Genomic DNA, 14,548 nt, shown 5'->3' with positions numbered 1-14,548 from the left:
CTAACCCCCTTGCGTGCCAGGAGGGTTTTTTTGGCATGTGAATTCCACTATGTTAGCTGTACTAATGTGTGTATTGTTACAATTTTGAAATCTTATTGAGATTAAATGTAAATTAATAGAATTGGATCATGGAAGGATTTATGAAGGGTAATAAAATGGGGGACTGGCTATAAATCCCTATTGTATTTGACTTTTTCGTTAAGTGTATACGCAATGATTCTGAAAAAGTTGTGCATTTACGAATGAAAAATAGTAATTTTTATTAAGATTGACAAGCTAATAGTAAATATATTAACATGTATATGGTTACAAAATATTAACTTATTCATTGCCGAATTTCATCATTGAAAACGGGGGAACCAGTGTGGGTGAATTATTCTCGTATACAGGGAATATAGGGAACCTTTAACCGAATCCTTAAGCTAACTCCGTAGGCATCAAAGGAGGAACTACGTTCGTGAAGAAAGTCATCTTGTCCCTGCTCGGAGCGGCTGTTCTTTTTACAGGTACTGCTGCAAGTACATATGCCAGTGAGGCGAAATTGGTTCAGGAGGTCTCCCAAGTGAAGGGGACTCCGTATAAATATGGAGGAACGACCTCCTCCGGGTTCGATTGCTCAGGTTTCGTAAGATACGTATTCAACCAGTTCAATCTGAGCCTGCCGCGCACCTCGGCACTTCAGGCGAAGCAAGGGGAGGCAGTTGCGAAGAGCAATTTGCGTCCAGGAGATCTGGTATTCTTTAACACGAACGGTCGCGGCATTTCCCATGCAGGTATATATGTAGGAAATAATAAGTTCGCACATTCTTCAAGCAGCAAGGGTGTGACAGTCAGCAAGCTGTCCGATTCTTATTACAGCAAGCGCTATGTTACCGCAAGACGTGTGGTTAGCGAGAGCAGCTATCAGAAAATGGTAGCCATGAACTAGTAGCTTGACCACAATTGGCAAGCAACAATTAAATAGGCATTCTTTTGAGACTCACAGTGAATACAACTGTGGGTCTTTCTTTTAGGCATTCATCTCAATCAATTCTTCATTTTCTCTAATACAAAAGGGAATATTTGCCGATAAAGAGTAGAAGTGTTTTTTATTTTTTGTTGTCAGCAGGGCTTAACTGTTGAGTAATTGCAGAGCAACGGAATCTATTTCATGACGTATTTATTTAGGATGAAAGCTTAGGTCTGACAGGGATAGATCGTGAACGATCATTAGCTATGGTGCAACTGTGCAGATGAAATAGGTTCAAAAAAATAAGGATATTTAAAGGGTGGTATGATGAAGAAACAACGATTGAGAAAGATTGCGGCTTCGATATTATCGCTGACTCTTCTGGCGGGAGTGACTGAATTTGTGGTGCTGACGCCATCTTCAATTCATGCGGCTTCAGCATGGGATCTGGAAGCTATGAATGTGCCTGAGGCTCACGCAGCAGGCATACTTGGTCAAAGTGTGAAGGTCGCTGTGCTCGATTCGGGCATGAACAATCATGTGGAGCTTGACTCTCCTGTGCAACAAATAGATTTGTCGAATCAGCCAGGCTCTTCTACCAGTAATGATCTTTTTGGTCGGGGAACGCAGGTAGCGGGTGTCATTTCTGGTGATAATGTGGGTGTTGCACCTTCTGTACAATTATATGTAGCTAAAGTTACTAAGGATGATGGGATTACGGAAGCAGATTCACTGATCCAGGGTATAAACTGGGCAGTAAGTAGAAACGTGGATATTATTCATATTAGTCCTGTTCTTAGCGATCTAACTAAGGAAGCTCAGTTGCGTACAGCTATCAAAGCAGCCACAGATGCAGGAATTCTGGTTGTAGCTGCTGCTGGAGACGGAGGCTCTATTGCTGGTAATGATGATACCGTTGAGTATCCAGCAAAATATGATGGAGTAGTAGGTGTAGGTTCTATTAATAATCTGAATCAGCGTGCAGATTCCTCAGCTACAGGTGCATCTCTGGCAGTCGTAGCTCCAGGTGTAGCAGTAAGGACGACGCAGTCTGGATCTACATATACTACAAGTAACGGAACAGCGATCGCTGCTGCACATGTAACCGGATTACTTGCATTATTAAAGTCACAAAGTCCAACGCTTTCAGCGTCGGACCTGCGTACACAGCTATTTAATAACGCAGAGGATCTGGGTGCTGTTGGAAAAGATGAGCGTTATGGTCATGGTCTCGCCACCTTCAAATTACTACCAAAAGAAGTAACCGAATTGGAGGCGGTAAGAACTACACAGACTAGTACGGTGCTGACCTGGAAGAAACCAACTGATCAGGCTTTCAGTCACGTGAACATCTATAATGATCAGGGAGTCAATGTTCAGCAGGCCGTATATAACGAAGAGTATCCTTTGATGAATCTGGATGAGGATACCCAATATACCTACATCGTAAAAACGGTATACAATTCCAAAGGGACTCCAGTTGAATCCAGCGGGCAGTCGGTGACGTTCAGAACGGATAAGACAACAAACCCGACTAATCCAACGAACCCAACGAATCCGACAAATCCAACCGATCCGGTAGATACAACGCCACCAGGCAAAGTGACGAATCTGCGTGTTACCTCCAAAGGTCCGGATTTTCTGGAGATAGCCTATGCTCGACCAGCGGATTCGGATTTCAAAGAATTTGTGATCTATGTAAACGATCAAGAGTATGGAAGAACCAGCCTGAATAATATTAAAATTAACTCTCTGCAGCCTAGCACAAGTTACAAGATTGAGGTTAGAGCTGTGGATACGAGCGGGAATATCTCTGTAGATAACGAAATCCTTACGGAGACGACATCGGCTACGGTAGATAATACACCTGTAAGCAACGTAACGAATCTGACCGTAACTGGCGTCACGACCAATGCCCTAGCGATTGGTTGGACAAATCCGGCCGATACTAACATAGTTGATCTGTATCTGAACGGCAACTATGTTCAGGAGGCAGGTGGAGAGGCATTTACTTTCACGGGCCTAAATCCTTCAACAACATATACGTTGACCGTACGAGCCAAACGCGGTTCTCAGATTGCATCTGGGGTCAGCGTTCCAGGCACAACGGCAGCAGATACAAGTCCGGTAGCCGATGTAACGAATCTGCGCGTCACTAGCACGGGTACCAATTCCCTGGCGATCGCCTGGACGAAGCCCGTTAACACAGATGCTGCAGATGTCTACTTGAACGGGAACTTGATTCAACAGCAGATTACAGGAGAATCATTTACGTTTACAGGCCTGAACCCATCTACGACTTATACACTTATGGTGAGAGCGAAGCGTGGGAATTTGGTGGCACCTGGTGCAAGTGTATCAGGTACGACTTCGGCTTCTTCGAGCAATTCGGGATCAACGAACAATCGGGTAGAGGTCACGAATCTGTCCGTCTCCTACAGAGGAACAACCTCGCTTGAGATTGAGTACAGAATTCCAAGTGCTATTAGCAGAGTCAAGATTTACGTAGATGACAAGCTAGAGGGCAACACGTCCAGATCTAATTATGAGATTAGCGGCCTTCGATCCGATCGGACTTATGATATTCGCGTGGCGACTGTGAATTCGAGTGGATATGAATCGCCAGGGGTAGAGATTACTGGTCGCACTAGAGCATCTTCGAGCTCCAGCAGCTCCAGTAGTTCTAGCTCCAGCTCTAGAAACAGCCGTGACTTGGAACGGGCGACGAGCCGAGTGGAACGGGCAGAAAGAACGCTAAGTCAGACGGATTGGTACGATGCCAGAGATGCAGCAGAGGATCTGGAAAATGGCTTGAACAAGGATGCCTTGCTCTTGAGATTGGGGCGTATCCGTTACGAGGTGTTCCCTTCTGAGGTAGCTCAGGCTAGTAATCCAGTAGCGACATCGTCTACGTCGCCTCGTAGAATTACATTGACCATTGGTTCACCACAAGCTTCGATTGATAGCAGATCGGTGACAATTCCACAAAGCCCAATCGTACGCAATGGTGTGACGCTGGTTCCTCTGCGTTTCATTGGTGAAGCAACAGGTTCGATCGTGGATTACAGTGAGACCGACAAGAAGGTCACGGTGAATCAACTGGAAATGAAGCGTGAGATGTCGCTTTGGATCGGTAATCGTCTCATCATGATTAAGGATAATGGGGTAATCAGCAATTATTCCTCGCAGATTCGTCAGGCTCCGATCATTATGAATGGCTATACGCTGGTGCCGCTACGGGTCATCAACGAGGCTGCGGGCTACACAGTGAACTACGATGCTGCTACAAAGCGCATTACTATCAGTAGATAAATACCTAAGTCACAGTAAAAAGATGATTACGAGCAGGATATTCACTTTTGAACAAGAGGGCGACCCAGATGGGTCGCCTTTTTATGTACTGATATAACTCTGCGATTTCATTTTCCCTGTAAGCTAAGTCACAGTGAGATTGATTTTAATGATTTCATTAGTAGAACAATTTGACTATGTCAAATTAATTAGTTGACAAAGTCAAATTATATACTACAATAAATTAAAATAAATTACTGATTAGAAGGAGAGCACATACATGGTCGAATTGGCAGAACGCGTACATCAAATGCGAAATTTCAATCGCTTCATTACTCGCAAAATCGGCGTATTACAGGAAGGACTGCTGCAAAGCAGCTATTCGCTCACAGAGGTACGTGTAATGTTCGAGCTTGCTCATCGTGAGGAGGTAACGGCATCCGATCTGACCAGGGACCTCGGGCTTGACCCGGGTTATTTGAGCCGGATTCTTACCCGGCTGGATCAACAGGGCTTTCTCCAGAAGATACGCTCCGAGCAGGATGGGCGAAAATTTTTGCTGAAGCTTACGCAAGAGGGTGAGCAGGCCTATGCCCCGCTTGAACAGCGTTCTAATGAGGAGGTCACCGAGCTGTTGCAGAGCATCCCGGAGGAGGAGCAGTCCAGACTGTTGGAGGCCATGCACACGATTGAAAGCATTCTGACTCCTGACTTCAAACATGCCAATCCTTTCGTGCTGCGCCAGCCCGTGGCAGGAGATATGGGAATTATTACTCACAAGCATGCGATGTTGTACAAGCGTGAATATGGATGGAATGAGGGGTTTGAGGCCGCGGTATCACAGATTGCGCTGGATTATCTGAAAAAGCATGATCCTAATCGAGAACGCTGTTGGGTAGCGGAAATGGCTGGTGAGGTGGTCGGCTCCATCATGGTCGTGCAGGATTCGGAGAAGGTAGCCAGAATACGCCTGCTACTGGTCGATCCCAAAGCGCGTGGACTTGGGCTCGGGACCAGCCTTGTGCGAGAAGCCATCGAATTTGCCCGTCAGCAGCAGTACGAGGAACTGGTGCTATGGACGAATAACGTACTGACGGAAGCTAGACATATCTATAAAAAAATGGGCTTCCAGCTCATTCACGAGGAGCCGCATACCCAATTTGGTCCCGAATTAATCGGTGAGACCTGGACATTGCGACTATAGCCGTAATTTAAACCGTGATTTTAACCGTGATTCAAGTCAAACCAAGTCAAATTAAATTAAGTCAAACGAAACCAGTTCAAGCTAAACCAAATCAGGTACAGCAGAGAATAAGCCAAACACAAAGAAGCAGCGCTGTACGCCCTAATCGTAGTGGGTGCACAGCGCTGTATTTAGAAGCCTGATCATAGTTGGAGCTACTATAGATATCGCGTTTTCTTTTTTGACGCCGTGTTCTTCCATAGACTTCCCTAGATTTGTAAAGATCCGTCTTATATTCACCCAAGCATTAGTTGGCTTTATCTGCCTGTGTCTGCTCCTTTTTCAAAGCTGGACCCAGATCATCCTGTACGCTGTGCTTCCACATGGCTACTCCAGAGCGATAGGCAGCCCTACCATTGAGATGCCCGGCTACAGGCCCGGTAATGAAGACGAACACAATACCGAGCAGCAGCTTGATGCTGAGATGATCCATGAACAACAGGAAATACAGAAAGGTCCCCCCAAGAACAAACAGTACGCCGAGTGTAGCACTCTTGGTTGCTGCATGAGAACGTAGGTACACGTCAGGCAACCGAATAAGCCCGAAGGCACTGAGCGCGCCAAGCAGCGCTCCGAACAGCACAATCCCTCCTACCAGCAGCTCAGCGATGAATCTCATCGTCTCCATTTTCCAGAACGTGCCCCCTTTCTATATAACGCGCGAATGCGGCCGTTCCGATAAAGGTCAGAATCCCAATCAGGAGAATAATGTCCAGGTAGGCCTCGGTACGCAGCAGCATGCACAGAATGGCAATCATGGATAGAATGCTGATGCCGATCGTATCCAGTGCAGCAATTCGGTCGGCGATTGACGGGCCTTTGAGCAAGCGGAACATACATCCCAATATCGCCAATGCAATTAGAGATAGTGCCAATAGCAGCATGATATCCATCATGAGCGAGTCACCTCCATAATGGCCTTCTCGAACGTATCGCGAATCTGTACAGTCAACTCGTTCACGTCACCGATGTCCATGGCGTGAATGTACAAGGTGCTGCCCTCTCGGGATACCTCCAGGGTCAGTGTTCCGGGTGTCAGGCAGATTAGACAGGATAGAAGTGTCACTTCCCAATCCGAGGTTAAGCGAGTCGGATAAGCGAATATGCCTGGGCGTATATCCAGCTTAGGTCTCAGTACTTGCCGAATCACCGTGAAGCTGGACAGGAACAGCTCTCTATTGAAAATGTACAGCAGCTTTACAATAGACAATAATTTTTTACCATAAAAAGCGTGAGGCAAGAAGCGCTGAAGCAGTCCAATGAGCAATAGGCCAATCAGATACCCAATTACGAACTGCAGGAATGACCACTCGTTGTTCAGCAGCATCCAGACGAGACCGACGATGATATTTAATAGAAGTTGATAGGCCATCTCCATTACTCCTTTAATACCGCTTCAATATATAGCTCTGGATGAGTGAGGACTTCTCCAGCTTGCGAGATCCAGGTGTATACGCCCTCGGAGCCAAAGCCAACCAAGAGGATGAGAACCAACAGGCCAACAACCGGAATCATGCTGGAATGTGGCATCCGGACTTGTGTAGAAGAGCGCTCCCCAGAAGGACCTACAGATGAAGTCGTCTCGCCCCAAAAAGCACGCATGAATACCCGAACGAGGGAATATAGAACGACGAAGCTAGAAGCTACTGCAATGCCAGTAAGGACGTAGAATTGAGCATGGTCAGCCCCGGCCTCTAGACCGCCCCTTACGATTAATACTTTCCCCACAAAGCCGCTCAGTGGCGGAATGCCTACCAATGCCAGGGCTGTCGTTAGGTAGATCCAGCCTATAATAGGCCATTTGCGAATCAATCCGCCCATGTCTTGTAGACGCTCTGAGCCAGCAGCCGTAATCATCATACCACCGAGTAGGAATAACAGCGTCTTGGCTAGCATGTCATGAATCAGGTAGAATACGGTCCCATTCAGTGCATCAGGGCTGGAGATAGCGATACCAGCTGCAATGAATCCGACACTGATGATGATATTGTAATTAAAAATTCGATGAATATCGGAGTATGCAACAGCACCAATCGCTCCTAGAATCATCGTCAGCGCAGCCATCCAGCCAATCCAACCCTGCGCTATGAAGGCATCATGGTAGAAGATCAATGTGAACGTACGGATGATGGCATACAAGCCCACCTTCGTCAGCAGTGCGCCGAACAGTGCTCTTACGACGGTAGGGGGGGCACTATAGGAACCAGGCAGCCAGTAGAACAAGAACAGCCCTGCCTTCAGAGCGAAGACGATGAGCAGCAGCATGGCTACTACAGAGAGCATTCCGCCCTGACCTACCTCAGCTACTCGCTGGGACAAATGCGCCATGTTCAACGTTCCTGTAATCCCGTATAGATAGGCTACTGCGGCAACGAACAGCGTCGAGGACAGAATATTAATAAGAATGTACTTCAGCCCTTCCCGTAGCTGACGCTTGCTCCCTCCCAGACCCAGCAGGGCGTAGGACGAGATGAGCATCACCTCGAAGCAGACGAACAGGTTGAACAGATCTCCCGTCAGGAAGGAGCCGCTGACGCCTGCAATCAGGAATTGAAAGAATGGGTAGAAGTAGTGCTGTTCCTTGTTCTCTCCAATAGTACCAAAGGCAAATATCAGACAGGCAATGCTGACAATGGCGGTCGTAAGTACAAGCAGCGCAGCCAGCATATCTGCTACGAAGACGATGCCATAGGGAGGTATCCAGCCCCCCATGTATAGAGTCTGAATGCCTGCTGTTCGTACCTGATAGACCAGGATTATCGTACCTGCCAGGTTCACCAGTGCTCCGAGCAGACTAACTAACCGTTGCAAGCGAACTCGCTTGTGCATGAATAGCAGCGCAATCGCCGTGCATAAAGGAATGAGCAACGGGAGAATGACGAGATTGTTCATGCTTCCTCACCTTCCTCTCTCAGCTGCTCCACGTCGTCTGTGCCTAGCCGCTGATACGCCTTATAGGCCAGGACGAGAAAGAACGAGGTGACGCCGAAGCTAATGACGATGGAGGTCAGGATCAGTGCCTGCGGCAACGGGTCAACATATTCGCGGGTACCGTCAGCCAGCAGAGGTGGTGCACCGTTTTTTAGCCGAGCCATTGTAAGCAGCAGGAGATGTACACCATGAGTCAGCAGAGAGGTACCCAAGATGATGCGCAGCAGGCTTTTTGACAGAACCAGATACACGCCTGCAGCGAACAGGATCCCAATGGTTAGTGACATATATAGCTCCACAGTTACTCATCCCTCCCGATCGAGAAGATTATTGTCATGGTTACGCCAATGACGGTCAGATAGACACCCAGATCAAATAATACGGCTGTAGCCAGCTCGGTCTTGCCAAGCAGCGGAAGCTCGAAATAGCCGAAGGCATGACTAAGAAATGCTGCTCCGAATCCGAAGGAGCCCATGCCCGTCAGCAGGGCCACTAGCAGACCGAGGCCAATCAAGCTGCGAAAATCAAACGGAAGGATGCGCTGCATTGTCTTCATCCCGAAGCCCATGGTAAGCAGGATTAGCGCAGCTGCAGACATCAGTGCCCCGATGAACCCTCCGCCAGGTGCATTATGACCCGCAAAGAACAGATATAGCGAGAAGGTCAAAATAATGAAAATGACGAACTTGGATACGGTTCTAAGAATGACATCATTGCTTTTGGCAAAATACATACCTGCGGAATTCTCCCTCTCTGGTCGAGTCACGGAGCTGAGTCCTTCCGATGGCTCCAGACGCACCAAAGCGTAGATAGCCAATGAGGCAATGCCCAGCACTGTAATCTCCAGCAGTGTATCGAAGCCACGGAAGTCGACGAGGATGACATTGACTACATTTTTGCCTCCAGCGAGATTGTAGCTCTCCTGCAAATAATAACTGGCAATGCTATCGAACAACGGACTGCCACTTACACCCAGGGCAATGATCGTCATGACAGCGCCGACCCCGAGCGAGATGACCAGATTGGTCAGCTTGAAGGGAATTCGCAACTTTTCCCGGCGCAGCTTGGGCAAGTGATAGAAGCATAACAGGAACAATGTCACCGATACTGTCTCAATGATCATTTGCGTCAAGGCCAGGTCAGGTGCACGGAACAGGACAAAAAATAAGGTTACAATGTATCCAGCTGCTCCTGTCAAAATAATCGCCATGAGGCGTGTAGGGGCAAAAATCGTCATCACGGCTGCCAGTACAAGCACGATCATCACAATAGCCTCATAGAACGAGATGGGTGCGTAACCAGACAAATCGAAGGTTAGACCCGGCGTCCTTATTAGCATGGTGCCTAGCGCCGCGATCAGGAACACAAAAATATACATAACATAGTGGCGGATAGACCCTGTCATATACCCCTTCGTGAAGCGATTGGAGAAGCGTTCCATGTGCACCAGTCCGTGATCATATACATGGTTAATAGTCCAGGCATTAAATATAGGTTGATGTAATGGAGCCCATCGGCATTGAAGACGGAAGACTATCATCCCTGCCAGTACAACACCCATCGTCATGAACAGCTCTGTCGTAAAGCCATGCCAGAACGAAATATGAATGGCAAAGCTCCCCCCCCCAGAAATTATCGCAGGGTGGACCGCAGCCATGACAGGCTCCAGGATGGCATAAGAGACCACGTTCGGGAATAACCCGATAATAATAGCAAGAGAGCCAAGGATAACAGGAGGAATAAGCATCCCGAGTGGAGCCTCATGGGGACTCTTGGGCAGCTGTTCGGTATGTCCCTGTCCGGTGAACGTCCGGAATACGAGAATCATACTGTACACGAACGTAAAGATGCTGGCGACCCAGGCCAAGATAGGTACGAGTATTCCCCACGTATGCAAGCTCCACAGATTCATATCCATAATCTGCAGTACACCTGTAAAGAACATTTCCTTGCTCAGGAAGCCGCCAAAGGGAGGCAGGCCTGCCATGGAGAAGGCTCCTACCACCGCAACTGTAAAGGTAACTGGCATCAGGGCCATAAGTCCACCCAGCCTGCGAATATCCCGTGTCCCCGTCTCATGGTCCACATTGCCCACTACCATGAACAAGGCTCCCTTGAAGACGGCATGATTGATCAAATGGAAGAAAGCAGCTGCCGTAGCCTTGGTGTAGAAAATGGAATCCTCACCCGTGTAAAATGCTGCTGCTGAGCCGAGTCCGAGTAGACTCATGATCAGTCCAAGCTGGCTGATGGTCGAGAAAGCCAGTAAGGCTTTGAGATCCGTCTGCTTGATCGCCCGAAAGGATGCATAGATCAAGGTCATCAGGCCAAAGCCTGTGACAAGCCAGAACCACTCGCTCATGCCTGCGAATATGGGACTGAAGCGCGCTACCAGATAGATACCTGCCTTCACCATCGTAGCGGAGTGCAGATAGCTGCTGACGGGTGTTGGGGCTTCCATCGCATCAGGTAGCCAGATGTGAAACGGAAACTGCGCGGATTTGGTAAAGGCACCGAGCAGAAGGAGGAGCATGGCTGGAAGCATTAAGGTATGCTCGGACATCAGCTCTACCTGCGCCACCATGTCCCGGATGCTGAAGGTTCCTGTTATGACATACAGCAGAATAAAGCCGACGAACATGCATAAGCCGCCGAATACGGTAATGAGCATGGATTTTAGAGCGCCGTACAAGGAACGCTCACGCTTATGCCAGAAAGCAATCAACAGGAAGGAGGATACGCTCGTAAGCTCCCAAAACCCGTAGAGCACCATGACATTGTCAGATAGCACAACACCCAGCATAGCTCCCATGAACAACAGGAGAAATACATAGAAACGCTGTACAGCCTCTTTTGTCTTATCCATGTAATAGATGGAATAGAGCACCACGAGGGCGCCAATTCCACTAATCAACAGTGCGAACAGCAATCCCAGACCGTCAGCATAGACGTTGAAGTCGATGCCCAGCGAAGGGATCCATGATAATTCCGCTGAGCGTGGTTGCCCCTTTCGGATGCTTGGAATAAGCGTAAGAAAATAAATAAATAATGCGGATGGGAGAGGCAGTGCCAGCCACCCCGCATGAATTCGCTGCGTCCAAGGATGAATAATTGGAATGAGCACAGCGAGCAGAAAGGGTAATACGATAGCAAGATGCAGCAAAGACAAGTGTTCTCCTCCTTAATCGTCAATAGACCGAAGATGTGAGACCTGTAATACATCAAGATAAAGGCAATTCGCACATGGAATCGTCCTAATCTGATGGTGGAAATATAAGAAGTATGTCCTAAAAAACGCAAAAAGAGCCCGTATGTGACAGGCTCCTCCAGAAAAATGTCTCCCGCAATGATGGCTGCGAACAGACACACTATTATGCAATTAAGTTCCTCATTGACATCATGTGGTGGACATCCTACTTAATATAACCTGATATCAGATCGTTGTCAAAAGATATTGCCAGCGGCATGAAATTGCAGAGCATGGGGAATGACTCTCTAGTGAAGGGAGGGAATGATGAGCGAATATCATTACAAATGTACACTATGTCTCAGTATGTTTGTTCTATTGCTGGTCATCGGCATGGGGCTGGACTCTTATGCTCGTCATGAGATGAGCCAAGCTCAGGCGTATGGTCAAACGGGTCAAAGAGCAAACTTGCATGCCAAGAGGATCAGTATATCTTCCTTGAATGGTGATACTTCAGGGGAGAGCGGGGTTATTTTTTTGCCTCGTGAATATGTCAAAGTGCTGCGGTAAGCTAGATCCCTCAATAAGGACTAACCTGCTGCCGCCACGAATCAACACAAGCAGCGAGATTCCACAGGTGGAACCTCGCTGCTTGTGCGGACGGACATACTTGTCTGTAGTATTTTCTAAGATCGTTCACTGGACGAATCTTCATGTAAAGACGGTATGAAATATTCTGTCTCTTAAGAGAAGATGATGGTAGACTACCGCTTTTTGAGCTGCTTGCGCTCCATTTGCTCCCAGTGCTTGAGCAGCGGGTAGGGATCGAAGGACCATTCACTCAATCCGCTATCACGGTATATTCCATAATGCAGATGCGGCGGGAATTTGCCTTGCGTTCCTGGCTTGCCGTAGCCTGAGCTACCTACCCAACCGATGGTCTGCCCCGGGGTAACAAGATCCCCTGAGGATAGCTTCTTGTCAAAGCCGGATAGATGTGCGTAGTAGTGGTACCGATTATCGATATCGCGAATGCCTATGCGCCACCCACCAAATGGATTCCAGCCCTTCACCTCTACGACACCATGACAGGTGCTTCGAACAGGGACGCCGTATCGGGCAAAAAGGTCTGTCCCCTCATGGATTCGATTGCCTCCCCAGCTTCGTCCACTTCCCCAGGTGCTTCGATAAGAATAGTCGCTACTTAGCGGCAACGGGAACGCATGCTGATTAAGCTTAAGAGTGCCGTAGGTCTGATACAGCCTGGTGAATTGCCGAATGCGCTGAACTGAACGGGAATTGTGGTAATACTCCCACAGAGCAATATGAAATTTATCCTCGGCTTGGCCGTAATTCGTCAAATAGGCTGCTACACTGAACAGTAGATCCATATCATCATCCGGGTTAGCTTGTCCGTCTCCTGATCCGTCCCGACCAAAGCCCTCAAAAAAAGCGATAGATGCTGGATTCTGATCCTCCTGATCCGGATTGAACTGACCAGACCAGACATGAGAGCTGACGAATATACCACTTACTCGTTCAGCATGCTGTCGATCCTTCGGATGCACCCTAGTTAACGTTCGCTCATACTGATCTATAGCAGCAAGGCGGTACCAGGGCACGCCTGTTTTTTTGCTGATCTGCTGATATAGCATGGCCCTAGAGCGAAAAATGTCTTCTTCGGTCTGCTGCTGCAGACCTTTCGCTTGCTCTGCGGGAGCAGCCGCGACGTGAGAACTGCAGGCGTGCTGAACTATAGCCATGGCCAGAAGCAGCAGGCACCACCGGGCGGTACAGCGCAGCCTTATGCGAAGCAGCAAGGTGTAACCCCCTTCCGAAAATTATATATTCCGCTTCAATGGCAGATGGATTTGTTACCTCTCACCACGGAATAAAAAGTTGTGATTATCATGAACAATAGCCTGTCATTTTATCCCGCCTGCAGAAAACAAAGAATGGAGGTATTCCCACCGCTTTCATGTTATAATATGTGGCATGATATAACCTGACTAGAAAGAAGGTTCATGACATTGTCTAAAAAAGTGAAAGAACCTAAGCCTGACTGGATACGCATTAAGCTGACAACAGGTGAGAACTACCAGGAAATCAAAAACATGATGCGCTCCAAAACACTTCATACCGTATGTGAGGAAGCACGTTGCCCGAATATCTATGAATGTTGGGCGAACCGTACAGCTACCTTCATGATTTTGGGGGACATTTGTACACGAGCTTGCCGTTTCTGTGCGGTTAATACTGGCATGCCTACGGAGCTGGATCTACAAGAGCCTGAGCGTGTAGCAGAATCGGCAGCGCAGATGAATCTGAAGCATTGTGTAGTAACGAGTGTAGCCCGTGACGATCTGAAGGATGGTGGCGCTACGATTTTTGCCGAGACCATCCATGCGATTCGCCGCAAATTGCCACTGTGCACAGTCGAGGTGCTGATCCCAGACTTTATGGGAGATGAGGAATCGCTGCGTATCGTAATGGATGCGAAGCCAGACATCTTGAATCACAATATTGAGACCGTAGAACGAATGTCAGATACGGTGAGAGCGAAGGCCAAATATCGGCGCTCGCTGGAGCTGCTAAGAAGGGCCAAAGCAATGCAGCCTACCATTCCGACGAAGTCGAGTATAATGCTTGGTGTAGGCGAAGAATGGGATGAGCTTCTGCAGACCATGGATGATTTGCGTGAGGTGGATTGCAACATCATGACGATCGGCCAATATCTGCAGCCATCTGATAAGCATTTGTACGTCAAGAAATACTATCCTCCAGAGGATTTTCTTAAATTAAAAGAAGAGGGCTTAAAGCGGGGCTTCAGCCATGTCGAGTCTGGCCCGATGGTCCGTAGCTCCTATCATGCGCATGAGCAGGTTCAATCCGCCACGCAGCATCAGCAGCACAAGGCCATGAAAGCTTAACCCTAGGAAGGGCGGGA

The 14,548-nt window shown here is 48.1% G+C and carries 12 protein-coding genes and 1 riboswitch; of the genes, 5 read left to right on the top strand and 7 right to left on the bottom strand.

Translation table 11 applies throughout. From position 1 onward, the window contains the following. Positions 1 to 319 precede the first annotated feature (319 nt). A riboswitch (cyclic di-AMP (ydaO/yuaA leader) is annotated at positions 320 to 452 on the top strand. Between the two features lie 5 nt (positions 453 to 457). The 3 genes from D328_RS0114040 (at position 458) to D328_RS0114030 (ending at position 5,444) form a co-directional block, all read left to right on the top strand. Next, on the top strand, positions 458 to 928 hold the full coding sequence (locus D328_RS0114040; protein WP_018885663.1) for a C40 family peptidase: 471 nt from the start codon (positions 458 to 460) through the stop codon (positions 926 to 928). Positions 929 to 1,273: 345 nt separating this feature from the next. After that, entirely contained in the window at positions 1,274 to 4,261 is a 2,988-nt protein-coding gene (locus D328_RS0114035) for a S8 family serine peptidase (RefSeq protein ID WP_018885662.1), read from the top strand. A gap of 259 nt (positions 4,262 to 4,520) precedes the next feature. After that, complete coding sequence (locus D328_RS0114030; protein WP_018885661.1) at positions 4,521 to 5,444, top strand: bifunctional helix-turn-helix transcriptional regulator/GNAT family N-acetyltransferase; 924 nt, start codon at positions 4,521 to 4,523, stop codon at positions 5,442 to 5,444. A 286-nt stretch (positions 5,445 to 5,730) separates the two neighbouring features. Here the strand turns inward: D328_RS0114030 and mnhG are convergent, their stop codons facing one another. From mnhG to D328_RS0114000, 6 genes are read right to left on the bottom strand one after another with little or no spacing between them, the layout of a single operon-like run. Continuing rightward, entirely contained in the window at positions 5,731 to 6,102 is a 372-nt protein-coding gene (mnhG, locus tag D328_RS0114025; protein WP_018885660.1) for a monovalent cation/H(+) antiporter subunit G, read from the bottom strand. Then, positions 6,086 to 6,379 carry a Na(+)/H(+) antiporter subunit F1 gene (locus D328_RS0114020; RefSeq protein ID WP_018885659.1) on the bottom strand — a complete coding sequence of 98 codons (294 nt, stop codon included), beginning with the start codon at positions 6,377 to 6,379 and terminating at the stop codon, positions 6,086 to 6,088. The genes mnhG and D328_RS0114020 overlap by 17 nt, the downstream gene beginning before the upstream one ends. Further along, positions 6,376 to 6,855 carry a Na+/H+ antiporter subunit E gene (locus tag D328_RS0114015; RefSeq protein ID WP_018885658.1) on the bottom strand — a complete coding sequence of 160 codons (480 nt, stop codon included), beginning with the start codon at positions 6,853 to 6,855 and terminating at the stop codon, positions 6,376 to 6,378. The genes D328_RS0114020 and D328_RS0114015 overlap by 4 nt, the downstream gene beginning before the upstream one ends. A 5-nt stretch (positions 6,856 to 6,860) precedes the next feature. Next, positions 6,861 to 8,375: a Na+/H+ antiporter subunit D gene (locus D328_RS0114010; RefSeq protein ID WP_018885657.1), complete on the bottom strand. Its 1,515-nt coding sequence runs from the start codon at positions 8,373 to 8,375 to the stop codon at positions 6,861 to 6,863. After that, the gene (locus D328_RS0114005) at positions 8,372 to 8,713 is read right to left on the bottom strand and encodes a Na(+)/H(+) antiporter subunit C (protein ID WP_018885656.1); all 342 of its coding nucleotides are present in this window, start codon (positions 8,711 to 8,713) and stop codon (positions 8,372 to 8,374) included. The genes D328_RS0114010 and D328_RS0114005 overlap by 4 nt, the downstream gene beginning before the upstream one ends. A 2-nt stretch (positions 8,714 to 8,715) precedes the next feature. Continuing rightward, positions 8,716 to 11,583 carry a Na+/H+ antiporter subunit A gene (locus tag D328_RS0114000; protein ID WP_018885655.1) on the bottom strand — a complete coding sequence of 956 codons (2,868 nt, stop codon included), beginning with the start codon at positions 11,581 to 11,583 and terminating at the stop codon, positions 8,716 to 8,718. Positions 11,584 to 11,928: 345 nt separating this feature from the next. Between D328_RS0114000 and D328_RS0113995 the strand changes: the two genes are divergently transcribed. Further along, positions 11,929 to 12,171 (top strand): hypothetical protein, encoded by a 243-nt coding sequence (locus D328_RS0113995; RefSeq protein ID WP_018885654.1) that lies wholly within the window; start codon positions 11,929 to 11,931, stop codon positions 12,169 to 12,171. A gap of 194 nt (positions 12,172 to 12,365) precedes the next feature. On the opposite strand, the gene D328_RS0113990 is transcribed toward D328_RS0113995, so the two are convergent. Further along, positions 12,366 to 13,421 (bottom strand): M23 family metallopeptidase, encoded by a 1,056-nt coding sequence (locus tag D328_RS0113990; protein WP_018885653.1) that lies wholly within the window; start codon positions 13,419 to 13,421, stop codon positions 12,366 to 12,368. A gap of 210 nt (positions 13,422 to 13,631) precedes the next feature. On the opposite strand from D328_RS0113990, the gene lipA reads away from it, so the two are divergent. After that, complete coding sequence (gene lipA / locus D328_RS0113985) at positions 13,632 to 14,531, top strand: lipoyl synthase (protein WP_018885652.1); 900 nt, start codon at positions 13,632 to 13,634, stop codon at positions 14,529 to 14,531. Positions 14,532 to 14,548 lie beyond the last annotated feature (17 nt).

This window comes from Paenibacillus massiliensis 2301065 = DSM 16942 (genome assembly GCF_000377505.1).
GTDB lineage: Bacteria > Bacillota > Bacilli > Paenibacillales > Paenibacillaceae > Paenibacillus > Paenibacillus massiliensis.
The sequence above is the reverse complement of the archived record's forward strand: the minus strand, read 5'-3'. Positions and strand labels throughout refer to the sequence as shown.

Excerpts from the sequence above, each read along its gene's own strand:
- D328_RS0114015 (WP_018885658.1), bottom strand. The coding sequence starts at position 6,855 with ATGGCCTATCAACTTCTATTAAATATCATCGTCGGTCTCGTCTGGATG.
- D328_RS0114020 (WP_018885659.1), bottom strand. The coding sequence starts at position 6,379 with ATGATGGATATCATGCTGCTATTGGCACTATCTCTAATTGCATTGGCG.
- mnhG (WP_018885660.1), bottom strand. The coding sequence starts at position 6,102 with ATGAGATTCATCGCTGAGCTGCTGGTAGGAGGGATTGTGCTGTTCGGA.
- D328_RS0113995 (WP_018885654.1), top strand. The coding sequence starts at position 11,929 with ATGAGCGAATATCATTACAAATGTACACTATGTCTCAGTATGTTTGTT.
- D328_RS0114035 (WP_018885662.1), top strand. The coding sequence starts at position 1,274 with ATGATGAAGAAACAACGATTGAGAAAGATTGCGGCTTCGATATTATCG.
- D328_RS0114030 (WP_018885661.1), top strand. The coding sequence starts at position 4,521 with ATGGTCGAATTGGCAGAACGCGTACATCAAATGCGAAATTTCAATCGC.
- D328_RS0114010 (WP_018885657.1), bottom strand. The coding sequence starts at position 8,375 with ATGAACAATCTCGTCATTCTCCCGTTGCTCATTCCTTTATGCACGGCG.